Origin of the sequence: Nonomuraea sp. NPDC046570 (genome assembly GCF_040645915.1) — a bacterium.
In the GTDB taxonomy this organism is placed as follows: domain Bacteria; phylum Actinomycetota; class Actinomycetes; order Streptosporangiales; family Streptosporangiaceae; genus Nonomuraea.
Genome location: NZ_JBEYZF010000002.1, coordinates 142,118 through 164,750, shown reverse-complemented (window position 1 = coordinate 164,750; position 22,633 = coordinate 142,118). Strand labels below are relative to the sequence as shown.

25 protein-coding genes are annotated in these 22,633 nt (G+C 70.5%); 9 read left to right on the top strand and 16 right to left on the bottom strand.

The genetic code is table 11. The features are described from left to right. Positions 1-38: 38 nt before the first annotated feature. The 3 genes from ABZ911_RS04370 to coxB are packed head-to-tail and all read right to left on the bottom strand — an operon-like array spanning position 39 to position 2,889. Positions 39-434, bottom strand: a complete 396-nt coding sequence (locus ABZ911_RS04370) for a cytochrome c oxidase subunit 4 (RefSeq protein ID WP_358051755.1) — start codon at positions 432-434, stop codon at positions 39-41. Continuing rightward, a complete protein-coding gene (gene ctaD, locus ABZ911_RS04365) occupies positions 431-2,041 on the bottom strand; it encodes a cytochrome c oxidase subunit I (protein WP_358052416.1) in 1,611 nt (536 codons plus the stop codon). Before ctaD ends, ABZ911_RS04370 begins: the two co-directional genes overlap by 4 nt. A gap of 59 nt (positions 2,042-2,100) precedes the next feature. Further along, entirely contained in the window at positions 2,101-2,889 is a 789-nt protein-coding gene (gene coxB, locus ABZ911_RS04360; protein WP_358051753.1) for a cytochrome c oxidase subunit II, read from the bottom strand. A gap of 193 nt (positions 2,890-3,082) precedes the next feature. On the opposite strand from coxB, the gene ABZ911_RS04355 reads away from it, so the two are divergent. After that, positions 3,083-4,228: a cysteine desulfurase family protein gene (locus ABZ911_RS04355; protein ID WP_358051751.1), complete on the top strand. Its 1,146-nt coding sequence runs from the start codon at positions 3,083-3,085 to the stop codon at positions 4,226-4,228. After that, entirely contained in the window at positions 4,225-4,470 is a 246-nt protein-coding gene (locus ABZ911_RS04350; RefSeq protein ID WP_358051749.1) for a sulfurtransferase TusA family protein, read from the top strand. The genes ABZ911_RS04355 and ABZ911_RS04350 overlap by 4 nt, the downstream gene beginning before the upstream one ends. Here ABZ911_RS04350 and ABZ911_RS04345 read toward each other — a convergent pair. Together ABZ911_RS04345 and ABZ911_RS04340 are read right to left on the bottom strand one after the other, a co-directional pair. Next, complete coding sequence (locus ABZ911_RS04345) at positions 4,464-6,575, bottom strand: tetratricopeptide repeat protein (protein ID WP_358051747.1); 2,112 nt, start codon at positions 6,573-6,575, stop codon at positions 4,464-4,466. The two genes, ABZ911_RS04350 and ABZ911_RS04345, sit on opposite strands and share 7 nt — an antisense overlap. 60 nt (positions 6,576-6,635) lie before the next feature. Then, complete coding sequence (locus tag ABZ911_RS04340; RefSeq protein ID WP_358051745.1) at positions 6,636-6,794, bottom strand: hypothetical protein; 159 nt, start codon at positions 6,792-6,794, stop codon at positions 6,636-6,638. A 157-nt stretch (positions 6,795-6,951) separates the two neighbouring features. Between ABZ911_RS04340 and ABZ911_RS04335 the strand changes: the two genes are divergently transcribed. After that, complete coding sequence (locus ABZ911_RS04335) at positions 6,952-7,386, top strand: CBS domain-containing protein (RefSeq protein WP_358051744.1); 435 nt, start codon at positions 6,952-6,954, stop codon at positions 7,384-7,386. 58 nt (positions 7,387-7,444) lie between these two features. On the opposite strand, the gene ABZ911_RS04330 is transcribed toward ABZ911_RS04335, so the two are convergent. Both ABZ911_RS04330 and ABZ911_RS04325 read right to left on the bottom strand, forming a co-directional pair. Next, positions 7,445-8,431, bottom strand: a complete 987-nt coding sequence (locus ABZ911_RS04330; RefSeq protein WP_358051742.1) for a carbohydrate kinase family protein — start codon at positions 8,429-8,431, stop codon at positions 7,445-7,447. Positions 8,432-8,530: 99 nt separating this feature from the next. Beyond that, complete coding sequence (locus ABZ911_RS04325) at positions 8,531-8,884, bottom strand: iron-sulfur cluster assembly accessory protein (RefSeq protein ID WP_358051741.1); 354 nt, start codon at positions 8,882-8,884, stop codon at positions 8,531-8,533. 170 nt (positions 8,885-9,054) lie between these two features. Between ABZ911_RS04325 and nadA the strand changes: the two genes are divergently transcribed. Then, complete coding sequence (nadA, locus tag ABZ911_RS04320; RefSeq protein ID WP_358051739.1) at positions 9,055-10,206, top strand: quinolinate synthase NadA; 1,152 nt, start codon at positions 9,055-9,057, stop codon at positions 10,204-10,206. Between the two features lie 6 nt (positions 10,207-10,212). On the opposite strand, the gene ABZ911_RS04315 is transcribed toward nadA, so the two are convergent. From ABZ911_RS04315 to ABZ911_RS04285, 7 genes are all read right to left on the bottom strand, one after another. Then, positions 10,213-10,821 (bottom strand): SIMPL domain-containing protein, encoded by a 609-nt coding sequence (locus tag ABZ911_RS04315; protein WP_358051737.1) that lies wholly within the window; start codon positions 10,819-10,821, stop codon positions 10,213-10,215. A 90-nt stretch (positions 10,822-10,911) separates the two neighbouring features. Next, positions 10,912-13,197 (bottom strand): protein kinase, encoded by a 2,286-nt coding sequence (locus ABZ911_RS04310; protein WP_358051735.1) that lies wholly within the window; start codon positions 13,195-13,197, stop codon positions 10,912-10,914. 115 nt (positions 13,198-13,312) lie between these two features. After that, positions 13,313-14,707 (bottom strand): alpha/beta fold hydrolase, encoded by a 1,395-nt coding sequence (locus ABZ911_RS04305; RefSeq protein ID WP_358051733.1) that lies wholly within the window; start codon positions 14,705-14,707, stop codon positions 13,313-13,315. A 25-nt stretch (positions 14,708-14,732) separates the two neighbouring features. After that, the gene (locus ABZ911_RS04300) at positions 14,733-15,290 is read right to left on the bottom strand and encodes a hypothetical protein (RefSeq protein WP_358051732.1); all 558 of its coding nucleotides are present in this window, start codon (positions 15,288-15,290) and stop codon (positions 14,733-14,735) included. Between the two features lie 7 nt (positions 15,291-15,297). Next, complete coding sequence (htpX, locus tag ABZ911_RS04295; protein WP_358051730.1) at positions 15,298-16,197, bottom strand: zinc metalloprotease HtpX; 900 nt, start codon at positions 16,195-16,197, stop codon at positions 15,298-15,300. A gap of 2 nt (positions 16,198-16,199) precedes the next feature. Next, entirely contained in the window at positions 16,200-16,478 is a 279-nt protein-coding gene (locus ABZ911_RS04290) for a hypothetical protein (protein WP_358051728.1), read from the bottom strand. Next, a complete protein-coding gene (locus tag ABZ911_RS04285) occupies positions 16,475-17,269 on the bottom strand; it encodes a PspA/IM30 family protein (RefSeq protein WP_358051726.1) in 795 nt (264 codons plus the stop codon). Before ABZ911_RS04285 ends, ABZ911_RS04290 begins: the two co-directional genes overlap by 4 nt. A gap of 125 nt (positions 17,270-17,394) precedes the next feature. Here ABZ911_RS04285 and ABZ911_RS04280 point away from each other — a divergent pair, with 125 nt between their 5' ends. Next, the gene (locus tag ABZ911_RS04280; RefSeq protein ID WP_358051724.1) at positions 17,395-18,006 is read left to right on the top strand and encodes a DUF3043 domain-containing protein; all 612 of its coding nucleotides are present in this window, start codon (positions 17,395-17,397) and stop codon (positions 18,004-18,006) included. Positions 18,007-18,058: 52 nt separating this feature from the next. Next, positions 18,059-18,385, top strand: a complete 327-nt coding sequence (locus ABZ911_RS04275) for a hypothetical protein (protein WP_358051722.1) — start codon at positions 18,059-18,061, stop codon at positions 18,383-18,385. On the opposite strand, the gene ABZ911_RS04270 is transcribed toward ABZ911_RS04275, so the two are convergent. After that, positions 18,366-19,346 carry an SMI1/KNR4 family protein gene (locus ABZ911_RS04270; protein WP_358051720.1) on the bottom strand — a complete coding sequence of 327 codons (981 nt, stop codon included), beginning with the start codon at positions 19,344-19,346 and terminating at the stop codon, positions 18,366-18,368. The two genes, ABZ911_RS04275 and ABZ911_RS04270, sit on opposite strands and share 20 nt — an antisense overlap. A 55-nt stretch (positions 19,347-19,401) precedes the next feature. On the opposite strand from ABZ911_RS04270, the gene ABZ911_RS04265 reads away from it, so the two are divergent. Continuing rightward, complete coding sequence (locus tag ABZ911_RS04265; protein ID WP_358051718.1) at positions 19,402-20,400, top strand: aldo/keto reductase family protein; 999 nt, start codon at positions 19,402-19,404, stop codon at positions 20,398-20,400. 62 nt (positions 20,401-20,462) lie between these two features. Here the strand turns inward: ABZ911_RS04265 and ABZ911_RS04260 are convergent, their stop codons facing one another. Then, positions 20,463-20,669, bottom strand: coding sequence for a hypothetical protein (locus ABZ911_RS04260; protein WP_358051716.1), 207 nt, complete (start codon positions 20,667-20,669; stop codon positions 20,463-20,465). A gap of 84 nt (positions 20,670-20,753) precedes the next feature. Between ABZ911_RS04260 and ABZ911_RS04255 the strand changes: the two genes are divergently transcribed. After that, on the top strand, positions 20,754-21,464 hold the full coding sequence (locus ABZ911_RS04255) for an SCO2322 family protein (protein WP_358051714.1): 711 nt from the start codon (positions 20,754-20,756) through the stop codon (positions 21,462-21,464). Then, positions 21,461-22,627, top strand: a complete 1,167-nt coding sequence (locus ABZ911_RS04250) for a bifunctional adenosylcobinamide kinase/adenosylcobinamide-phosphate guanylyltransferase (RefSeq protein ID WP_358051712.1) — start codon at positions 21,461-21,463, stop codon at positions 22,625-22,627. The genes ABZ911_RS04255 and ABZ911_RS04250 overlap by 4 nt, the downstream gene beginning before the upstream one ends. Positions 22,628-22,633 lie beyond the last annotated feature (6 nt).

The following is a 22,633-nucleotide window of genomic DNA, read 5'->3' as shown; positions in this document are numbered from 1 at the left end:
CCGCCCCCGTGAGGACGCCCGCTTTGTCGTGGTGCAGGTCAGTGCGAGAAGTTGCCCCGGTAGTACTGGAAGACAAATCCGATCATCGACATGATGACCAGGAAGACGCCGATCAGGAACATCCAGAAGCCGATGACGAAGCCCAGGAAGGCGAACGCCGCGGACAGGCAGACGAACAGCGGCCACCAGCTGTGCGGGCTGAAGAAGCCGATCTCACCGGCGCCCTCGCTGATCTCGGCCTGCTTGTCGTCCTCCGGCTGGTCGCCGATGCGACGAGCCGTGAACATCAGGTAGTAGCCGATCATGAAGGCGAAGCCGACCGAGATGGCCATGGCCGTGGTGCCCACCGGCTCCTTGGACCAGAACCAGTAGACGACGTCGACTCCGGCGAAGAACAGCCCGCAGAGCAGGAACAGCCAACCCTGGACCTTCATCGAGCCTCAACCTCCGCCTTGGGACCCTTGGCCGACACGTGCGGGTAGTGCAGGTCGAACGCGGGGCGCTCGGACCGGATGCGCGGCAGCGAGGTGAAGTTGTGCCGCGGCGGCGGGCAGGAGGTGGCCCACTCGAGGGAACCGCCGTAGCCCCACGGGTCGTCGACGGTGACCTTCGGCGCGGTCCTGGCCGTCTTCCAGACGTTGTAGAAGAACGGCAGCGTGGACATGCCGAGGACGAAGGCGCCGACCGAGGAGATCATGTTCAGGTCGGTGAAGCCGTCGATCGGGCTGTAGTCGGCGTAGCGGCGCGGGAACCCGGCGACACCCAGCCAGTGCTGCACCAGGAAGGTGGTGTGGAAGCCGATGAAGGTCAGCCAGAAGTGCACCTTGCCGAGCCGGTCGTTGAGCATCTTGCCGGTGAGCTTCGGCCACCAGAAGTAGAAGCCGGCGAACATCGCGAACACCACGGTGCCGAAGACCACGTAGTGGAAGTGGGCGACGACGAAGTAGGTGTCGCTGATGTGGAAGTCCAGCGGCGGCGAAGCCAGGATGACGCCGGTCAGACCGCCGAGCAGGAAGGTGATGAGGAAGCCGATGGAGAACAGCATCGGCGACTCGAAGCTCAGATGGCCTCGCCACATCGTGCCGATCCAGTTGAAGAACTTCACGCCCGTCGGCACCGCGATGAGGAACGTCATGAACGAGAAGAACGGCAGGAGCACCTGTCCGGTGGCGAACATGTGGTGCGCCCAGACGGTGATCGACAGACCCGCGATCGAGATGGTCGCGGCGACGAGGCTGATGTAGCCGAAGATCGGCTTGCGGCTGAACACCGGGAGGATCTCGGTCACGATGCCGAAGAACGGCAGCGCGATGATGTACACCTCGGGGTGGCCGAAGAACCAGAACAGGTGCTGCCACAGCATCGCGCCACCGGTCTCGGGGGCGAAGATGTGCGTGCCGAGCTTGCGGTCCGCCTCCAGCGCGAGCAGCGCGGCGGCCAGCACCGGGAAGGCCATCAGCACGAGCATGCTGGTCAGCAGGATGTTCCAGGTGAACATCGGCATGCGGAACATCGTCATGCCGGGGGCGCGCATGCAGATGATCGTGGTGATGAAGTTGACCGAGCCGAGGATCGTGCCCAGACCCGACAGGGCCAGACCCATGATCCACAGGTCACCGCCGATGCCCGGCGAGCTGATCGCGTTGGACAGCGGCGTGTAGGCGAACCAGCCGAAGCTGGCCGCGCCGTTCGGGGTGAGGAAGCCGGACACCGCGATGATGCTGCCGAACAGGTAGAGCCAGTAGCTCACCATGTTCAGGCGCGGGAAGGCGACGTCGGGGGCGCCGATCTGCAGCGGCATGATCGCGTTGGCGAAGCCGGCGAACAGCGGCGTCGCGAACATCAGCAGCATGATCGTGCCGTGCATGGTGAACAGCTGGTTGAACTGCTCGTTGCTGGTGATCTGCAGGCCCGGCTGGGCCAGCTCGGCACGCATGATCAGCGCCATCACGCCGCCGATCAGGAAGAACACGAACGACGTGATCAGATAGAGGTGCCCGATGATCTTGTGATCGGTCGAGGACATCCACTTGGCGATCATCAGACCCTTGCGGGTCGGCGGGGCCGTGAAGGCCGCGCGCACTGGTTCGTTGATGGCGGTCACTGGGCACTCCCAGCCTGGGTCGCGATGTACGAGTCGTAATCACGCTGCGATACGAGCTTGACCTTGAAGAGCATGCGGCTGTGGTCGGTGCCGCACAGCTCGGCACAGCGGCCCGCGTAGACACCCGGCTTGTCCAGGGTGGTGATCTCGAACTTGTTCTTCTCAGCCGAGATACCGGGGATCACGTCACGCTTGAACAGGAAGGCCGGCACCCAGAAGGAGTGGATCACGTCGGGCGAGTGCAGCTTGAACAGCACCTTCTTGCCCACCGGCAGCACCAGCTCGGGGCCCTGGTTGAAGTCGCTCACCGGCATGCCCACGACGGGCTCGAACTTCTTGCCGCCGACCTCGGTGGTGAAGCGCCAGCTCCACTGGAAGGCCTCGACGTTGACCGTCACGTCGGGAGTCTCGGACGTGCTCATGATCACGGCTTCGTCGCGCGCGGTGAAGAAGAAGAACACCGACACCATGACGAGCGGGACGACCGTGTAGAAGATCTCGATCGGCAGGTTGTAGCGAACCTGCGGCGGGAGTTCCGCGCTCTGCTTGCGCTTGCGGTGGAAGATGCACGCCCAGATGATCATCCCGATGACGACCGCGCCCACCGCCAGAGCGGCGATCCAGGCGCCGTTCCACAGGTTCTGGACCAGCCCCGCCTGCTCCGTCACATGGTCGGGAAGCAGCCCCTTGGACCAGTCGACAGGAGGGACATCATTAGCACACGCCGTCGCGGAGGCCAGCAGCAACGCCAAAGCGGCGGCGCGCGGCACTCTACGCCGGGCCAACGGACGCCGCGTCGAACGGCGGGTCGGACTCACGGATCGCCTACCCCACAGATGAAGCCCAGGAGTCTCTCCTGGGCGCTCGTATTTCCATATGCACAGCTGATTGCAGACACATTAGCGTGGAAGGCCCTCGGTCCCCCGCGCGCCCCCTGGCTGACGCGCCGGGTACGGGCGATGGGCCACGATAGTCCTTGTGACACACGCTGCGACCTACTTCGACGCGGCCTCCACCGAGCCGCTCCACCCGAGGGCCCGCGAGGCCCTGCTGTCGGCGCTGGAGGTCGGCTGGGCAGATCCCGCGAGGTTGTACGGACCTGCTCGCCGCGCCCACCTGCTCCTCGAACAGGCGCGCACGGAGGTGGCCGAGGTGCTCGGCGCCCGGCCGGACGAGGTGTCGTTCACCTCTTCCGGCACGCAGGCCGTGCATCTCGGCGTCCTCGGCACCCTACACGGCAGGCGCAGGGCGGGGCGTCGTCTCGTCACGAGCGCCGTCGAGCACTCCAGCGTGCTGCACGCGGCGGCCGTGCACGAGCGCGACGGCGGCAGCGTGCGGACGGTGGGCGTCGGGCTGAGCGGGCGCGTCGACCTGGACGCCTTCACGGCGGCCGTCGCGGCGGAGGGTACGGCCCTGGCCTGCCTGCAGACCGCCAACCACGAGGTCGGCACCCTGCAGCCGGTCGCCGAGGCGGCCGAGGCGTGCCGCGCGCACGGCGTGCCCCTGCTCGTCGACGCCGCCCAGAGCGCGGGCCGGTTGCCGATCCCGCCCGGCTGGTCCGTGCTGACCGCGAGCGCGCACAAGTGGGGCGGCCCGGCGGGGGTCGGCGTGCTGGCGGTGCGCAAGGGGACCAGGTTCGGCTCGCCGTACCCGGAGGATGAGCGGGAGCGGCGGCGGGTGCCGGGGTTCGAGAACGTGCCGGCGATCGTGGCGGCGGCGGCCGCGCTGCGGGCCGCGAGCGAGGAGGCGGCCGAGGAGGGGGCGCGGCTGTCCGCCCTCGTGGACCGGATCAGGCGTACGGTGCCCGCGATCGTGCCGGACGTCGAAGTGATCGGCGACCCCGTCGAACGGGCGCCGCACATCATCACGTTCTCCTGCCTTTACGTCGAAGGTGAGGTTATCCTGACAGAACTAGACAAGGCGGGTTTCGCGGTATCGTCCGGGAGTTCGTGCACCGCCAGTACGCTTCGTCCGTCGCATGTCCTTGAGGCGATGGGTGTGCTTACACATGGAAATGTCCGGGTATCGCTGCCCAGGGGCACCTCGGCGGCCGAGGTCGACAGGTTCCTGACGGTCCTGCCCGGCCTGGTACGCCGGATCCGCCAAGACGCAGGAGTCGCATGACCAGCATCACCCAGCCCGCGCTGACGATCGACGCGCTCGGCAAGAAGTGCCCGATCCCGATCATCATGCTGGCCGAGCAGATCAACTTCGTGCCGCTGAACGCGATCGTCGCCGTGCTGGCCGACGATCCCGCCGCGTACACGGACGTGCCCGCCTGGTGCCGGCTGAAGTCCCACCCGCACGTGGGCACCTTCGAGCTGCCGCAGGGCGGCTGGGCCATCCACGTGCGCCGCAACTACTGATCGCCCGGTAGCTGGCTCCGCGTCCACTCCAGGGCGCTCCTGGTGTTGCGGGTCTCCGGATGCTCCGAGCCCATCGCCCGCTCCATGCCCGCCAGCACGGCCTCCAGCAGCTCGACGGCCTCCGCCACCCGCCCGGCCGACCGGTAGACGCCGGCCAGGTTGTGCCGCGAGATGAGAGTGTCCGGATGATCTGCGCCGAACAGCTCGGTCTGCGCCGCCACCACCCGCTCCAGCAGGGCGATCGCCTCCTCGACCCGGCCGGCGCCGTTGTAGGTGGCGGCGAGCTGGTTCCTGGTGATCAGCGTGCTCCGGGTCTCCGCGCCCTCCACCCGTTCCTGGTCCTCGACCACCCGCTCGAACAGCTCGATCGCCTCGTCGACCCGCCCCGCCGCCTCGTAGACGAGCGCCAGGTTGTGCCGCGAGACCAGGGTGTCCAAGTGATCCGCGCCGAGCAGTTCGGTCTGCGCCGCCACCACCCGCTCCAGCAGGGCGACCGCCTCCTCGACCCGGCCCGCGCCGCTGTAGGTGGCCGCGAGCTGGTTCTGGGTGATCAGCGTGCTCTGGTCGTGCTCGCCCAGGGCGCTCACCCGGCTCGCCGCCACCCGCTCGAACAGGTCGATCGCCTCGTCGAGCCGCCCCGTCGTCCCGTAGGCGTAGGCCAGGTTGTGCCGCGAGACCAGGGTGTCCAGGTGATCCGCGCCGAGCACCAGCTCCCGGCCCGCGACGACGGCCTCGTAGATGGAGATGGCCCTGATCCCGTCGGTGAGCTCGTTCAGCAGGTAGCCCGTCTGGTGCCGGACCACCAGGAGGTCGTCGGCCAGCGTGTACATCTCCTCGTTGGCGCGGTCGGCGTCCAGGTGCGGGCGGACGTGCTCCCACAGGGCCTCGCCGTGGGCGGCCGTCTCCACGATGGTGGCGTGCCTGTTCCAGGCGTCCTCCACCGTGATCCGGCCCACGCCCTCCAGCCTGCCGGTCGCTCCGCGCAGTAACCCGGCCAGGTCGCCGCGCCGCCGCGCCGCGTCGCGCAGCACGCGCTGCACCAGGCGGTGGGTGATCACGGTGGCGCCGTCGCGGCTGAAGGTGACCAGCGACTCGGCGGCCAGTTCGGCGAGCGCCCGGTCGTCCTCGCCGCCGAGCAGCTCGCGGCTCACGCCCGCGGGCGACAGCACCGACAGTTCGCCGAGCAGCGTGGCGGCCTGCTCGGTCAGCCCGGCGACCGCCAGCAGGATCGTCTCCGCCACGCCGCGCGGGTAGGGCTCCCCCTCGGGCCGGGCGAGCCACTCGTCGAGGGGCGTGTCGCGCAGCCGGGCCAGGTAGGCGTCGTAGGACAGCGGGGGCGGGCCCTTGAGCCTGCCCGCGGCGATGGACAACGCCAGCGGCAGGCAGTCGAGCTCCTGGACGAGCCGCCGCGCGCCCTCCCGGTCCCCGGGCCCCACCCGCTGACGCAGGTACGCCAGGGCCTCCGGCCGAGTGAACCGGTCCACCGGGACGAGGTCGGCCACGCGCTCGAAGGCCGGGTTGTTGGTGGTGATCAGCACGCGGGCGGGCCCGTACGCCGGGAGCAGCGGCCCCACCGCGTCCAGGCTCACCGCGTTGTCCAGCACGATCAGGTACGGCTCCCGCCGCGCCTGCAGCCACCGCTTCACCTGGCTCGCGACCGGCGCCTGGTCGCCCTCCGCGCCCAGGCCGAGCTGCTGGGCCATGAGGTCGAGCCCGCTCAGGAGCTGCTCGGAGGTCTCGGCGTCGATCCAGGCCACCGGCACGCCCTCGTCGATGCTGGCCCGCGCGTACGAGGCGGCCAGGTGCGTCTTGCCCACTCCCCTGGCCCCGGCCAGCGAGCACACCGCCGCCCTGCGCCCCTCGCGCAGACTCTCCTCGATCTGCTCCCGCAGGTCCCCCCGCTGCTGAAACGCCTTGGGCTCCCTCGGCACGTCCCCGATCACCAACGGCACCCGCCCGGCCTCCCGCCTGCCCCCGGCCACCGCGCGGGCATCCCTGGCCGCAGGATCGAGCAGGGGATGCGGCCCGGTGACGGGAGCGGTGAGCAGACCGGACACGACGGGCCCGCTGGGCGGCGAGCCGGCTCCGGCCGCGGCGGGGAGCACGGGTGTGGCGGAAGGCGGTGCGGGGACCCGGTCGGCGACGTGGGCGCGTTCCCTGGCGGCCTAGATGCCCAAGGGCGTACCGAACACGCCCGTGACCAGGGCGACGGCCAGCCCGATCTCGTCCCCGTCGAGTCCCTGCCCGGCCGCCGCCCACCAGGTGACCCCTCCCGCGGTCAGCGGAACCAGGGTGGCGATCAGGATCTTGAACCAGCGCCGCATCCGTCGAATCCCTTCCCCTTGCGAGGGAACAGCAGCATTCCGCAGCCCGTCAACGAGTGACGTATCGGGAAAGTGTCACCGGATCGCAACCAGCCGTGATGCGGCACACGGACAAATGGGTAGAAACTACGTGTTCATCAATTTCGGGGGGATTCCGATGACCAAGGGACACCCGCACGACACCGCCCGCGACCTCATGAGCGCGGGCGCGGAGTGCATCGAGGCGCACGAGACGCTGGACCGCGCGGCCCAGATGATGCGCGACCGGAAGGTGGGAGCGCTGCCGATCTGCGGCGCCGACGACAGGCTGAAAGGGATCATCACCGATCGCGACATCGTCGTCAGGTGCATCGCGCAGGGCAAGGACCCGTCCAAGGTGACGGCGGGCGAGCTCGCGACCGGCCTGGTCTGGGTGAGCGCGGACGCGACGGTCGAGGAGACGCTGAACCGGATGGAGGAGCACCAGATCCGCCGGCTGCCGGTGATCGAGAACGAGCGGATCGTCGGCATGATCAGCGAGGCCGACCTGGCCAAGCACCTGCCGGAGGCCCAGCTCGCCGAGTTCGTCCAGCGCGTCTACGCGGGCGCCTGACGCAGACGAGAGCGCCTGTGGCGGCACAGGCGCTCTCGTGTGCTCCCGGGGGGGACCGTCAGGCGTAGTGGCAGCGGACGTGCTGCTCGATCTCGGCGGCGGCGGAGGAGCCGTACGCGGCGCCGAAGCGCTCCAGGAAGCTCCGCTGGCCCAGCTCGTACTCCTGGCCGCCCACCCGCTCCAGCACGTGGGTCGCGGTGAGGTTGCCGATCTGGGCCGACCGCTCCAGCGACAGCCCCCAGCCGATGCCGGACAGGAAGCCCGCTCGGAAGGCGTCGCCGACGCCCGTCGGGTCGGCCTTGCCCAGCTCGGGCGAGGGGGCGACGGCGATCGTCGGCTCGCCCTTGCGGTCGATGACCGCGCCCTTGGGCCCGAGCGTCGTCACGCGCACGCCGACCCGGTCCAGGACCTCCTCCTGCGACCAGCCGGTCTTCTGCTCGATGAGCCCCTTCTCGTAGTCGTTGGAGAAGAGGTAGGCGGCGCCGTCGACGAGCTTCCTGATCTGGTCGCCGGACATCCTGGCGAGCTGCTGGGAGGGGTCGGCGGCGAACGGGATGCCGCGCTGGCGGCACTCGTCGGTGTGCCTGAGCATCGCGTCCGGGTCGTTGGGGCTGATCAGGACCAGGTCGAGCCCGCCGACGCGGTCGGCGATCGGCTGCAGCTCGATCAGCCGGGCCTCGGCCATCGCACCGGTGTAGAACGAGGCGATCTGGTTGTGGTTCTCGTCGGTGGTGCACAGGAAGCGCGCGGTGTGCTGCGTCTCGGAGACGTGCACCGACACGCAGTCGACGCCGTGGCGCTCCAGCCAGGAGCGGTAGTCGGCGAAGTCGGCGCCCACGGCCCCGACCAGGATCGGCGCGAGGCCGAGACAGCCCATGCCGAACGCGATGTTGCCCGCGCAGCCCCCGCGCCGGATCTGCAGGTCGTCGACCAGGAACGAGAGTGACACCCGGTCGAGGTGCTCGGCGATGAGCTGTTCCCCGAAGCTTCCCGGAAAGGTCATCAGATGGTCTGTCGCGATGGAGCCGGTGACGGCGATGCGCACGGGATTCTTCTTCCTCGTTGTCGGCAAGCCAAGTGAGCCACAAGAGAATACGCGAAGGCCCCGCCCGCACAAAGGCGGGCGGGACCTTCGGACCCGGTCCTAGTTGAAGGAGTCGCCGCAGGCGCAAGAGCCCGTGGCGTTGGGGTTGTCGATCGTGAAGCCCTGCTTCTCGATGGTGTCGACGAAGTCCACGGTGGCGCCGATCAGATAAGGGGCGCTCATCCGGTCCGTCACGACACTCACGCCACCGAAGTCCGACACGACGTCCCCGTCCATCGAACGGTCGTCGAAGAAGAGCTGGTATCGCAGACCGGAACAGCCACCCGGCTGCACGGCCACGCGAAGCTGCAGGCCCTCTTCACCCTGCTGCTCCAGCAGGCTCTTGACCTTGGCGGCGGCCGCGTCGCTGAGGATCAGGCCCTGCGCCGTGGTCTCGCTGCTCTCAACCGTCATGTGCTGACTCCCGCGTCTGGATCAGCCGCACTGTCACGGCTGTCTGTTTCTGACGTCCTTCTAAGACGCTACCAACACCAGGCGAGCGTTACACATTCCATGCCCCGGAATAAATCGCGCCCAGCCCTGTGTCATCATAGTCGTCAGTTCGACGATAAGGGGGTACGGCCATGGCCACCCAGACTGGGCTGCCGCTCTTCGTCCTGGGACAGGGCACCGATCCGCACAGCGAGAAGGGTGTCGACTGTCCCGGAGAGCTGCCTGAAGCCTCTGACCCGGGCCTGGTGGAGCGCGCGCGCAAGGCGAAGGCCGCGCTCGGCGACCGGTTGTTCGTGCTCGGGCACCACTACCAGCGTGACGAGGTCATCCAGTTCGCCGACGTCACCGGCGACTCCTTCAAGCTGGCGCAGCAGGCCGCCGCCAGGCCCGAGGCCGAGTACATCGTGTTCTGCGGCGTGCACTTCATGGCCGAGTCGGCCGACATCCTGACCGGTGACGCGCAGCGGGTGGTGCTGCCCGACCTCGCCGCCGGCTGCTCGATGGCTGACATGGCGACGTTCGACCAGGTCGAGGACACCTGGGACGCGCTCGCCGACGCGGGACTCGCCGAGAAGGTGATTCCCGTCACGTACATGAACTCCAGCGCCGACATCAAGGCCTTCTGCGGCAGGAACGGCGGGGTGGTGTGCACCTCGTCCAATGCCAGGCGGGCGCTGGACTGGGCGTTCGAGCGTGGGGAGAAGGTCCTGTTCCTGCCCGACCAGCACCTGGGCCGCAACACCGCGGTGCTGGAGATGGGCATCAGCCTGGAGGAGTGCGTGGTCTGGAACCCGCACCGCCCGAACGGCGGGCTGACCCGCGAGCAGCTCGACGGCGCGAAGATGATCCTATGGAAGGGCCACTGCTCGGTGCACGGCCGCTTCACCGCCGACGCCGTCGACGACGTACGGCGGCGCATCCCCGGCGTGAACGTCCTGGTGCACCCCGAGTGCCGCCACGAGGTGGTCCTCAAGGCCGACTACGTGGGCTCGACCGAGTACATCATCAAGAAGCTCGAAGCCGCCCCCGCCGGCAGCAAGTGGGCCATCGGCACCGAGCTCAACCTGGTCAAGCGGCTGGGCCAGATGTTCCCCGACAAGAGCGTCTCGTTCCTCGACAAGACCGTCTGCTACTGCTCCACGATGAACCGCATCGACCTGCCGCACCTGGTCTGGGCGCTGGAGTCGCTCGTCCTGGGCGAGGTCGTCAACCAGATCACCGTCGACGCCGACACCACCCACTGGGCCAAGGTGGCCCTCGACCGCATGCTGTCCCTCCCGTAGCCCCGGCTACCCGAGGGCGTAGACGACCCGGACGCTGACCGACAAGGTCTGCCGGCCGGGGCTCACCGAGGACCCGTCCTCCATCGCGGCGGCGTGGAGGACGGGTTGCGGGCCGCCGGGCACCTCGTCGCTCACCGACAGGACCCCACCCAGTGGGCGCCCGGCCAGCTCGGCGTACTGCCGGGCCTTGGCCGCCGCGTCCGCGAACGCCCGCTCCCTGGCCCGCGCCAGCGCGCCCGCCGGGTCGGACACCTCGAACGTCACCCCGTTGAGCCTGACCTCCTCGCCCACCGCCACCGCCGCGTCGATCACCCGGTCGGCGCTGTCGAGGGCGCGGACCACGGCCTCGACCCCCTGCGCGGCCCGGTACCCGGCGACCTTCGGGTAGGTGACGTACTCGGGGCCGAGTGACAGCTCGTTCGTGCGCAGATCCTCGGCGGCGACGCCCGCCTCGACCAGCGCCCTGGTCAGCCGCGCGGCGGCGGCCCTGACCGCCGTGAACGCCTCCCCCGCCTCGGCCCGGCGCACCTCCACCCCCGCCGACAACCGCATCCGATCCGGTACGGCCGGCACCGCCCCCTCGCCGGTGACCGTGATCCGCTCATCTGTACCCATGTGTGCCTCCCAGGCGCCATGTCACCATCCGCCGCCCCCCGGAAGGCGCGGCGCTCCGGCCGTTTGACCAGATCATGGCCACGATCCGCATCACGGCTGCCGGGTGAAGCGGAAGTTCATCTTGTCGAACTCGGTCGCCTTCGGCGCCGTGGCCAGGACGCGGACGACCTGCCCCGCGAAGTCCACCACGACCGCCTCGTACCCGCCCGCGGTCCTGGTGCGCCAGGCCACCACGTGGTCGTCGCCCCACCAGCCGATGAGCCGCGAGGTGGCCAGCGGCACCCGGACCGCTCCCTGTCCGCTGTCGTCGGTGGGCCGCAGGCAGATCTCGCTGCCCGCGCTCGTGCAGTACGCGAGGAAGAGCGTGCCCGACGGCGAGACGACCTCGTTCTCCACCCAGGCGGGGGCGCCGACGTCGGAGAGGGTCCGCAGCGGGCGGCCTTCGAGGTCGTAGAAGTGCAGTCGTTCGCCCACCCAGGTGGCCACCGAGCGGCCGTCGCCGTTCCAGAAGAAGTGCCACTTGCCGGCGCCCTTGTCCTTGACCTGGAAGACCTTGGCGGTGCCCGCGGCGACGTCGATGACGGCGTAGCCGTACTCGATGCTCTTGTCGCCCTGGGCCTTGTAGAGCGTGGCCAGGCCGCGGGTGCCGTCGGGGGACCACATGGGCGAGGTGGGGTAGATCGGGGCGGCTGTGAGCTTGATGGTGCGCTTGCCGCCGGTGGCGTGGTCGACGATGGAGATCTGGGCGTAGTTGTCGGTGGTGTAGGTCACGTCCGTGGCCAGGGCCTTGGTGCCGTCGGGGCTGAGGACGTACTCGAAGTGGCGGGTGTCGGGGGGGAACCGGGTGGTGCCGGTCTTCCTGACGTACACCTTCTTGCCGTAGTCGACGCTGTAGAAGGACAGCTTGATCGGGTCGTCGGCGCGTTCCTCCAGCGTGACCGAGCTGCCGGACAGCGCCACCCGGCGGGAGGTCGGACTGGGGGTGGCGGAGGTGCGCGACGTCGTGGGGGTGGTGTCGGCGGTCGGCGACGCGGTGGGGGTCGTCCCGCTCTGGGCGATCTTGACGGCGACGACGGTCGCGGCGATGACCAGCGCGACGCCGACGATCGAGGCGAGCACCACCCACCCGGTCTTGCGCCTGCCGCTCCCCGACCCGCGCGTGGGCGCCGATCCCATCGAGCGGTACCCCACGGTCGGATACTGCGCCTGCGGGTACGCCGCGGGCCCCTGCGGCCCATAAGGCCCAGCCCCCTGCCCATAACCGGCTCCCTGCCCATAGGGCCCACTGGGGGCCGCGTGGGGGCCGCTCGGCCACTGGGGGCCGCTGGGTAAAGGCTGACCGGTCGGTGCCGGGGCAGGCGGGCGTGTCCCCGGGAGAGCGCCCCCGGAAAGGGAGGTGCCCGGGTGAGCGCCTCCGGAGGGGAAGGTTCCCGGGTGGGCATTGCCGGAAGGGGAGGTTCCCGGGTGAGTGCCGCTGGAAGGGGTGGAGGGGGTGGCGACGACCACGCCTCGGGCGAGCAGGTCCGGTGGGGCGCCGTGGGCCACCGCCTGGGGGGTCGCTCCCCCGGTGTGCCCGAGTAGTCGCAGCAGCGCCTCTCCCGCCGTCGGCCGCCGCGCCGGGTCCTTGGCCAGGCACTCGGTCACCAGTTCCCGCAGCGCCGGGTCGGTGACCGGGCCGGTGTCCGGCTCCTTGTTCATGATCCGGTTGAACACCGCGGGCAGGCTGTCGGTCCCGAACGGCGCCTGCCCCGAGGCGGCGTACAGCAGGGTGCACGCCCACGCGAACATGTCGGCGGGCGGCCCCGGCCGTACCTCGATGAGCTGTTCGGGGGCCATGAACGACGGTGTGCCGATCGCGGAGGCGGTGAGCGTCGAGGTCAGGTCGAGCGCCCTGGCGATGCCGAAGTCGATGACGCGTGGGCCGTCGGAGGCCAGCAGCACGTTGGACGGCTTGAAGTCGCGGTGCACGATGCCCGCCTGGTGGATGGCGACCAGCGCGGTGATCGTACCGATGGCCAGCCGGTGCAGCGAGGCGCCGGTGCGCGGCCCCTGCGAGCGCACGACGTCGGCCAGCGTGGGGCCTTCGATGTACTCGCTGACGATGTACGGCCGCTGCTGGTAGATCCCGCTGTCGATCACCTGGGCGGTGCAGAACGGCGCCACCCGCCGTGCGACGGCCACCTCGCGGACGAACCGCTCGGAGATCTCCTTGTCCCCCACCAGGTCGGCGCGCAGCAGCTTGAGCGCGACTCTCGGCCCGGTGGCCGTCTGCGCGAGGTAGACGCTTCCCTGCCCGCCCTCGCCGAGTCGGGCGCTGAGCGTGTACTCGCCCACGCGCACGGGATCTCCTGGCCGCAGGGCCACGAGGTCCGGCATCGACACCCCCATATATGGCTTCTTTCCCGCCATTCTGGTGGGTCTCCACGCGGCGCGTCACGTCTTCCCGGGACGTACCAGCGGGAACGGCGCGGCCCGGCCGCGGGCGCGCCGGTCAGGGGGCCGGTGAGCCGGTCGGCCGCTCTCCGCCGGACGCGCAGGTCACGACGATGATCTCGGGCAGTTCGAGCTCGATCTCGGGCCCGCAGCCGGGCAGCCGCACCAGCCTGCCGCCCAGCATCAGCGCCAGTTCCTCCTGGCCGGGGTCCCGCTCCCCCGCGCTGATCACCGTGACGGGGACGGCGGGCATCGCGTGCCTGTCCCTGACTTCCCACAGGTCGGCCGCCATGTCCCGGCGGGCGAGCCACTCCGCGGCCACCGCGGCGGCCACCCTCCCGTCGCCGCAGACGCCGTACGGGTCGGGGGCGCCGGTGGCCAGGCGGTGTACGGCGGGCCCGGCGAGGCGGGCAAGCGCGTGCGCGCCCCAGGTCTGGCCGAGCGCGGGCAGCCACGGCAGCGCGGCCCTGCCGGTGCCCGAGGTCCGCCTCGCGCCTCTGCGGCGGCGGCTCGGATCGACCAGGACGAGCCCGGCCACGCGCATCGGGTGCAGCCTGGCGAACGCCTCGGCGTGCCAGGCCGCGACCGAGTGCGCGACCACGGTGACCCTGGCCGGGTGGGCGGGGGCCAGGGCGGCGAGGCGGGCGGCTTCGCCGTACAGGCTGGGCGGGGTTCGGGAGGCGGGGCTGCGGCCCAGGCCGGGGCGGTCGAAGCGGATCACCCGGTGTCGCGGGCGCAGCCCGGCGGCGACCGCGTCCCAGTGGAACCAGGCTCCGGCCGGGCCCGAGCTGACCAGGACGGCGGGGCCCGCGCCCTCGGCGACCACGTGCGGCGGGCCGGTGGCGAGCGCGGGGACGGCGGTGAAGACGAGGCTGACGGCCAGGTACAGCAGCCAGATGACGATCACCGCGGCCTGCGCGCGCTGGGCCAGGCCGGCCAGGTGCCCCGCGGTGACGGCGGCCATGGTGAAGGCGGTGGCCAGCAGGGCGAGGCAGGTGACGGCCCAGGCCACGACCGCGCGCCTGAGCAGGCTCAGCACCACCATGGAGACGAGCCCGCCGAGCATCGCGACGGTGCTGACGACCGTGTGCGCGTAGTGCGAGAACGACAGCGGCCCCCCTTCACAGGCGGGGTCGCTGAGCGCGGCGCAGTCGAGCGGGAAGACTCCCCCGGCGATGGTGCCGAGCGCGAGGACGGCCAGGCCCAGCCAGCCGAGCCACTCTCTGGGCAGCCGCGCGACCAGGCCGGTGCCGAGCAGGCAGGCCAGGCCCGCGCCGACGGCGGTCAGCCGGTACAGCGGCGACCACGGCTGGTCCCTGGCGGCCAGCTCGTTCAGGTAGCCCTCGACCCGGTCCACCCGCGGGGTGGCGAACTGGCCCGGTACCCAGGCGCTGTAGAGCACGGCCGAGGCGATGAACGCCCAGGCCGCCGCCACGGCGACTTTTCGCTCCACGTGATCATTAGATCACTCGCCGGAGTCAGAGTCCGGGGGCGCCCCAGACGGGGAACCAGCGGCCCAGGTCCTCCTCCATCCGCAGCTCGCCGGCCAGCATGGCGCGCGCCTGCAGTTCCAAGGCGTTGTCCCTGCGCTGGCCGCCGGCCGGGGCGAAGGGGTAGAAGGTACCGCGCTTGTACAGGTAGACGAGGCCCAGGCGGCGGCCCTCGGTGTCGGCGAAGGCGGCCACCGAGCACAGCAGCGACGGGCCGAAGCCCGCGTCCTCCAGCGAGGAGTTCACCGCGTGCAACTCGGTGACCAGGTCGCTGAGAGCGTCGGAGGAGCGCCTGACCACCAGCCACGAGTAGCCGTAGGCGTCGCGCAGGCTCTCCACGCGTTCCCCCAGCAGCGCCTTGACGTCGGCTTCCAGGGTGGCGAACGCGCCGCCCTCGGCGGCCCGGTAGCAGACCGCGCCCACGCCCGTCGGCGCCAGCCCGGTGGCCGCCTGCAGCGTGACCGCCGCGGACGGCAACGCGAACAGCGCGTCCAGGTTGGGCGGGACGGACTTCGAACGGCCGAGCAACACGTCAATCCAGCTCATGTCCTCGTCAGCCCCTTCCGAGTTCGGCGGAGATGCGCCCGAGCTGCTCAAGGCGGCGGCTCAGCGGCGGGTGCGTGGCGAACAGCGAGGCCAGCCCGCCCCCGCCCTTGGCCAGCGCGGGAGTGAAGTAGAAGGCGTTGAACGGCTCGGCCTCGCGCAGGTCCCTGGACGGGATCCTGGCCATCTCGCCGGTCACCTTGGTCAGCGCGCTGGCGAGGGCGGACGGCCGCTGGGTCAGCAGCGCCCCCGCCCGGTCGGCGGCCAGCTCCCGGTAGCGCGACAGCGCGCGGGTGAGCACGAAGCTGACGGCGTAGACGAGGATCGACACCAGCATGATGATCAGGCCGACGGGCAGCCCGCCCTGGTTGTCGCGGCTGCGGCCGAACCCGGCGTAGAGCGCGAACCTGGTCATCAGCCCCGCCACGATGCCCAGGAACGAGGCGATGGTCATCACCGCCACGTCACGGTGGGCGACGTGCGACAACTCATGCGCCAGCACGCCCTCCAGCTCCTGAGGTTCCAGGCGGCGCAGCAGACCCGTCGTCACGCAGACGACCGAGTGGCGCTGGTTACGGCCGGTCGCGAAGGCGTTCGGCACGTCCGAGTCGGCGATCGCGACTCGCGGCTTCGGCATGTCCGCCATCGCGCACAGCCGGTCGATCATGGCGTGCAGCTCGGGGGCCTCCTGCGAGGAGACCTCCCGCCCGTGCATCGCGTACAGCGCGATCCGGTCGGACAGGAAGTACTGCACGAGGAGCATGCCCCCGGCGAGCAACAGCACGGTGAGCGCCCCCACGCCCAGGGCGATGAGGACGCCGACGAACACGACATAAAGCAGCCCGAGCAGGAACATCGTCACGACCATGCGGCGGGTCAGGCCGTGGTCGGACGCGAACCGCGTGCTCACGGCTAACCCGGGATGAGCCCCGAGTCGCCCAGCATCTCCCGGACTTCCTCGATCGAGGCGTCCGCGGGGGGAAGGATCAGCTCGGACGGCTCCAGGCTCTCGTCGGGGAGTGCCTTGCCGACCTGCCGCACCTTGTCCAGCAGAGCGTGGAGCTTGGCGCGGAAGACCTGCTCGTCGCCGGCGTTGATCGCCGACTCGAGCTCCGTGTCGAGGGCGTTCAGCACGTCGAGATCCCCGTCGGCGATCTGGACCTGCCCCTCCCCCATGATGCGGACGATCATGCGCCCTCCCCCTGGTGCGGCACCTGCTGCGTCTTCGGCTGGGGCTGCGCCTGCGGCGTCCCCTGCTCGATGGCACTCTTGGGGGCGGGTCCCTGCCCGAGCTCGGCCTTCATCCTGGCCAGCTCCAGCTCCACGTCCGTGCCACCGCCCATGCGGTCGAGCTCGGCCTGGATGTCGTCGGTACGGCTACCGCTGTAGTCGTCGAGCGCGCCGCTGGCCAGCAGTTCGTCGATGGCTCCGGCACGCGCCTGCATCTGCGCGGTCTTGTCCTCGGCGCGCTGGATCGCCAGACCCACGTCGCCCATCTCCTCGGAGATGCCGGAGAAGGCCTCGTTGATGCGCGTCTGCGCCTCGGCCGCGGTGTAGGTCGCCTTGATGGTCTCCTTCTTGTGGCGGAAGGAGTCGACCTTGGCCTGCAGCCGCTGCGAGGCTGTGGTGAGCTTCTCCTCCTCGGCCTGCAGATTGTCATGCTGGATCCGGAGGTCGGCGATCTGAGTCTGCAGACCGGACCGGCGCGACAGCGCCTCGCGGGCCAGGTCCTCCCGGCCCACCGACAGCGCCTTGCGGCCCTGGTCCTCAAGCCGGCTGGACTGCTGCTCGATCTGGTTGATCTGCAACTCCACCCGCTTGCGCGACGTGGCGACGTCGGCCACCCCTCGCCGCACCTTCTGCAAAAGCTCGAGCTGGCGCTGGTACGAGTAGTCCAGCGTCTCGCGCGGATCCTCCATCTTGTCCAGGGCCTTGTTGGCCTTGGACTTGAAGATCATTGAAAGTCTCTTCATCACGCTCATGCGCGTCGGCCGTCCCCTTCTTAGGTCGTGCTGTGGTCACCCAGTGCAGCGCAGCCGCCTTGGGATTACCCTACGCATAACGCACGGGGGCGTCACTAAGTTGCCTTCCAGGTAGGGTTGATGACGTGTTGCGACGCCGTTCCCAGACCTCCGTGGACGACACCCCCGTCCCCGCTGACGATCCTAAGCCCCAGGGCAAGGGTCGTCCCACTCCCAAGCGCCGGGACGCCGAGGGGCGCCGGCGCCAGCCGGTCACCGCGCCCGGCAACCGCAAAGAGGCCTACCAGCAGATGAAGACGCGGCAGGCCGCCGAACGCGCCAGGGCCCGCGAGGGCATGCTGCGCGGCGAGGAGAAGTACTTCCCCGTACGTGACCGCGGCCCGGTGCGGAAGTTCGCCCGCGACTGGGTCGACTCGCGCCGCGTGGTCAGCCAGTACTTCCTGCCGTTCTCGCTGGTGATCCTGCTGCTCACCTGGATTCCGTTCCCGATCGAGGTGCGCAACTACATCTACTTCGGCGTGATCACCATCGGCTGGCCGGTGATGATGGTCGGCGTGCTGTTCACCTCGGTCTGGGTGTCGTGGAAGGTCAAGCGACTTGCCGCGGAGAAGTTCCCGAACGAGAGCATGAAGGGCATCGGCTTCTACGCGGCGATGCGGGCGCTGCAGATCCGCAAGCTGCGCTTCCCGCCGCCGCAGTTCCTGCCCGGTGGCAAGCCCGCGCCGCAGAAGAAGTAGCCGCCCAGCGGTCTGCAAGCGTCCGGCAAGCGGTCATTACTAGATCTTTGCCATGAATCTTCGCGTGGCGTCGTCCAAGTCCTGGGGCGCGCTGGTCCTGGGGCTGCTCTCCCTTGTGCTCCGTCTCGACCTCTACGAGAGCAGCTCTGTCAACGGTCAGGTCGTCTCGTGCAGTAACACCGACCTGGGCGGCATCGGCCTCGGCGGGCTGGCCGTGATTGTGGGCCTGGCGGCAGGATGGGATGCCGCCACCGGCCTGATCCGCTACCAGGCTCCGGCGCGCAAGGGCCCGACGCTGGTGGTGATGGCGTTCGCGCTAGCGCTGGGCACGGTCGGGTTGCTGAAGGGCTTCTCGGTCATCATGGACCCGTGCGGCTGAGTTTCCAGGTGAGCGCGCCGTCGGCCACCGCGGCGGTGTGGCCGCCCAGTTCCCCGCCCGTGCGCAGAGCGGTGGCCGTGTCCTTGAGCAGCGCGTAGTAGGACGGCCAACTCGGCGTGTAGCCGTACATCAGGCCCTCGCCCTGGCCGTCGAAGTAGCCGACGTCGCCGTCCTTGGCGTCCACCACCATGAGGTCGGTGAAGTCCTCGCCGCCGCCGGTCGCGAACGGCACGGCGCTGCCCTCCCAGCCGAGGTCGAGGTCGCACTGCAGGCGCCACTCGTCGCGGATCTCGCGCACGCTCTGCGCGCGGGCGTCCAGGAAGGCGAAGGCGCCCGCTCCGCTCGTGCCGTCGTGCCGCAGCAGTGAGGCGCGCAGGTCGTCGGGGAAGCGCAGGCCCGTCTGCGCCTCGGCGACGGCGATCGTCCGGGCTCGGGCCGGGGCGCGCAGGGCGGCGTGGGTCTTGGGGGCGTTGCGCTTGAGCCAGGTCTCGATGAGGCGCCACTGGCGGTCGACGGCGCGCTTCACCTTCAGGTCGACAGGCCGTACCAGGACGCGCGCGCCGGGGGCCGGGCGCACGCACGGGCGGACGCTCGCCGTCGCCGCCTCCATCGCCGTCCTCGTCGCCGAAGGGGCGGGCGCGGGCGTCTCCGTAGCCCGCGCCACCGCTCTGGTCGCGGGGCCGCCGGTGTCCGGGGTGGACGGCATCGCGCCGGCCACCGCCACCGCGCCCACGCCGGCGACGAGCAGGCCCGCGGTGAACCCCGCCGCCACGCCCTTCGCGAACCGCCGCGTCCCCGGCGGGCGCGGGGCGTAACGGGCCAGGTCAGAGGCGGTGGGGCGGCCGAGGATCGGGTGGGGCTCCCGCGCGGGCTCCTCCGCCACGGGCGGGGTACGCCACAGGCGCAGCGCGATCGCCGCCAGCGTCACCGCGGTCAGCGCCAGCCGTACAAGCTTCAACACGTCGGGCACACTACCTCGAAACAGATCATTTGCCGGGGCCGATAGTGTCGGATGCATGGAATTCCGTCACCTCGGCCGTAGCGGCCTCATGGTCAGCGAGATCAGCTACGGCAACTGGATCACTCACGGTTCGCAGGTGGAGGAGGACGCCGCCAACGCATGCGTGAAGGCGGCCCTCGAAGAGGGGATCACCACCTTCGACACCGCCGACGTATACGCGGGCACCAAGGCGGAGGAGGTCCTCGGCCGGGCGCTGAAGGGGGTCAGGCGCGAGTCGCTGGAGATCTTCACCAAGGTCTACTGGCCGACCGGTCCGGGCCAGAACGACCGCGGGCTGTCCCGCAAGCACATCACCGAGTCGATCCACGGATCCCTGCGCCGCCTGCAGACCGACTACGTCGACCTGTACCAGGCGCACCGCTTCGACAACGAGACGCCGCTCGAGGAGACCCTCAAGACCTTCGACGACCTGGTACGGCAGGGCAAGGTCCTCTACGTCGGCGTGAGCGAGTGGAACGCCGACCAGATCGCCAGGGCGCTCGACATCGCCGACCAGATGGGCTTCGACCGCATCGTGTCGAACCAGCCGCAGTACTCGATGCTGTGGCGGGTCATCGAGTCGGAGGTGGTGCCGCTCAGCGAGAAGGAGGGCATCGGGCAGATCGTCTGGTCGCCCATCGCCCAGGGCGTCCTGACCGGGAAGTACCTGCCCGGCCAGCCGGCGCCCGCCGGATCGCGCGCCACCGACCCGAGTGGCGGCGCTTTCATCTCCAGGATGCTCGGCAACGACGTGCTCACCAGGGTGCAGGACCTCAAGCCGATCGCGGCCGACCTGGGGCTGACCATGGCGCAGCTCGCGGTCGCCTGGGTGCTGCAGAACCCGAACGTCTCCAGCGCCATCATCGGCGCCTCCAGGCCCGAGCAGGTGCGCGACAACGTCAAGGCGGCCGGGGTGAAGCTCGGCGCCGACGTGCTCAAGCGCATCGACGACGTCCTCGGTCCCGTGGTGGAGCGCGACCCCGCCAAGACGGAGAGCCCGAAGAAGCGGCCATAGCGTTTTTCTATGAAACCCCTTGAGTCTCTCTTTTCACAGAGAAACTCAAGGGGTTTTTTCTTTCACTCGGAGCGCAGCGACATTCTCGCGTATTCCACTCGGTCCTCTTCGAGAAGCGTGACCTGCTCGACCCCGGATTCCAGCAGCTCACGCCAGTTCTCGCCGAGCCAGGACTCGGCGTCCGCCTGGCTCGGAAAAACCTCTCGCGGCAATGGGCGATCGGTTACCTCGGCACCATTCGCGTTTTCATAACGCCACCGCCATGTCATGCCATACGCTCCTTTTCCGCAGGGGTTCGCCGACGCACCCTCCGACGGCAAAGGAACCCTACCCCCGAGCATGGAGGTCGATCGATGCTGCGCGCCTTCCGTGGCGTGGCCGCCTGCGGGTTCACACTCGCGACGAGCCTCACCCTGACCACCCCCGCCCTGGCCACTCCCGTCCTGGCCGCCACCTCTGTGTCGGCCGACCCCGCGGTGGCGCCGGGCGACCCCGTTCCCGGTGCGCCGGACCCGAACGCCCCGCGCGTGTGGAGCTTCTGGCAGAGCGACGGCACCGCCTGGCTGGCCGGATCGCCGGGCACCCCCGCCCCCGACGGCGCCGTGCTCGGCTGGCGGTTCTCCGCCTCCCCCGACGGCGCGGCGGCCGAGTCGCCCGCCGGTGAACTGCCCGCCTTCGAGCAGGTGTGCGGCAAGCAGGCGGCGTCCTCGGGTCACAAGCGGGTGGCCATGGTGGTCGACTTCGGCGACGGCGACACCGACGCCTACACCGGCGACCAGCCGCCCGCCCCGCTCAGCACCTGCGTGATCGGCGCCGAGAACGCCACCGGCACCCAACTCCTCGCGTCGGCCGCCGCGGCCCGCGTAGACGCCCAGGGCGTCGTGCTGGCGGTCAACGACTACCCCGCCCGGGAGAAGGGCGGCACCCCCGTGGCCGCCTCCGCCGAAGCCTCAGGGGCCGGCGGCCTGCCCCTCGGCTGGATCGCCGCCGGGGCCGGGGCGCTGGTCCTGCTGGGGGGCGGGGCGGTGGTGGCGACGAGGAGACGTGCCAGAGTTGGCGGGTGAGGATCCGCTTCATCGGCACCGCCGGCCCCGACGGCTGGCCTGCCCCGGCCTGCGCCTGCGCCTCGTGCGCCACCCCGCCTCCCGGCCACCGCCACCCCACCGCCGTCCTGATCGACGACACGGTACGGCTCCCGCCCGCCGCAGGTGACGCGGCGATCGGGAGCGTCGGCGGCAAAGGTGGTACGACGGCCTGGCGAGAAGGGGAGACGGCTCGCCTGCCTCCGGGCTATCGCCTCGCCACGACCGCCGACGGCATCGCCCTCACCACACCCGACGGCTCTCGCCTCCTGTACATCCCTCCCTCGACCACCGATGGCCCCTCATTCCAGGCCACCACGGACGCGGCTTCGGCCTCTCCGCCGGACGCCGAATCGTCAAGCGCTGAATCGTCAGGCGACGAGCAGCGGGGCGGGAGCTACGAGGTCGTGTTGCTGGACCTGCTGGGGTCGCCTGAGCGGCTGGGGGTGCTGCGGCGGCGTGGGGTGGTGGATGAGCGCACCCATGTCGTCGCCGTCGGGATCGATCACCGTGTTCGGTCGGCGGCCGAGCTGGCGCGGAGGATGGCGCTGTGGGGGGCGCGGGCCGTACCCGACGGGGCCGCGATCGACAGTGCGGAGGCGCCGGTGCCTCGGGAGCGGGCCAGGCGGACGCTGTTGCTGGGCGGGTCGCGGTCGGGGAAGTCGGCGGAGGCCGAGCTGCGGCTGGCCGCCGAGCCGTACGTCACCTATGTCGCGACCGGACCGAAGGGGCGGGGCGACGGTGAGTGGGCGACGCGGGTGGACGCCCATCGGCGGCGGCGGCCCGCGCACTGGGCGACCGTGGAGACCACCGCGCTCGCCGAGACCATCGAGCTGGCGCGGACACCGCTGCTGGTGGACGGGCTGGGCACCTGGGTGGCGGCGATGTTCGACGAGTGCGACGCCTGGGAGGACCCGGCCAACCGCGAGGCGGTGGCCCGGCGCTGCGAGGACCTGGTCGCCGCCTGGCGCCGTACCCCTCAGCGGGTCGTCGCCGTCTCCGACGAGGTGGGCCTCGGCGTCATCCCGGCCACCTCCGGCATCCGCGCCTACCGGGACACCCTGGGCAGCCTCAACCAGCGCCTGGCGGCCGAGTCGGAGGACGTGACCCTGGTCGTCGCGGGCCGCCTGCTCCCCTTGCAATAGGACGGC

Coding starts and splice junctions, on each gene's coding strand:
- ABZ911_RS04370 (WP_358051755.1), bottom strand. CDS start 434: ATGAAGGTCCAGGGTTGGCTGTTCCTGCTCTGCGGGCTGTTCTTCGCC.
- ctaD (WP_358052416.1), bottom strand. CDS start 2,041: ATGATCGCCAAGTGGATGTCCTCGACCGATCACAAGATCATCGGGCAC.
- ABZ911_RS04350 (WP_358051749.1), top strand. CDS start 4,225: ATGACCAGCATCACCCAGCCCGCGCTGACGATCGACGCGCTCGGCAAG.
- ABZ911_RS04340 (WP_358051745.1), bottom strand. CDS start 6,794: ATGCGGCGCTGGTTCAAGATCCTGATCGCCACCCTGGTTCCGCTGACC.
- ABZ911_RS04335 (WP_358051744.1), top strand. CDS start 6,952: ATGACCAAGGGACACCCGCACGACACCGCCCGCGACCTCATGAGCGCG.
- ABZ911_RS04325 (WP_358051741.1), bottom strand. CDS start 8,884: ATGACGGTTGAGAGCAGCGAGACCACGGCGCAGGGCCTGATCCTCAGC.
- nadA (WP_358051739.1), top strand. CDS start 9,055: ATGGCCACCCAGACTGGGCTGCCGCTCTTCGTCCTGGGACAGGGCACC.
- ABZ911_RS04315 (WP_358051737.1), bottom strand. CDS start 10,821: ATGGGTACAGATGAGCGGATCACGGTCACCGGCGAGGGGGCGGTGCCG.
- ABZ911_RS04310 (WP_358051735.1), bottom strand. CDS start 13,197: ATGCCGGACCTCGTGGCCCTGCGGCCAGGAGATCCCGTGCGCGTGGGC.
- ABZ911_RS04300 (WP_358051732.1), bottom strand. CDS start 15,290: ATGAGCTGGATTGACGTGTTGCTCGGCCGTTCGAAGTCCGTCCCGCCC.
- ABZ911_RS04290 (WP_358051728.1), bottom strand. CDS start 16,478: ATGATCGTCCGCATCATGGGGGAGGGGCAGGTCCAGATCGCCGACGGG.
- ABZ911_RS04285 (WP_358051726.1), bottom strand. CDS start 17,269: ATGAGCGTGATGAAGAGACTTTCAATGATCTTCAAGTCCAAGGCCAAC.
- ABZ911_RS04275 (WP_358051722.1), top strand. CDS start 18,059: ATGAATCTTCGCGTGGCGTCGTCCAAGTCCTGGGGCGCGCTGGTCCTG.
- ABZ911_RS04265 (WP_358051718.1), top strand. CDS start 19,402: ATGGAATTCCGTCACCTCGGCCGTAGCGGCCTCATGGTCAGCGAGATC.
- ABZ911_RS04260 (WP_358051716.1), bottom strand. CDS start 20,669: ATGACATGGCGGTGGCGTTATGAAAACGCGAATGGTGCCGAGGTAACC.
- ABZ911_RS04255 (WP_358051714.1), top strand. CDS start 20,754: ATGCTGCGCGCCTTCCGTGGCGTGGCCGCCTGCGGGTTCACACTCGCG.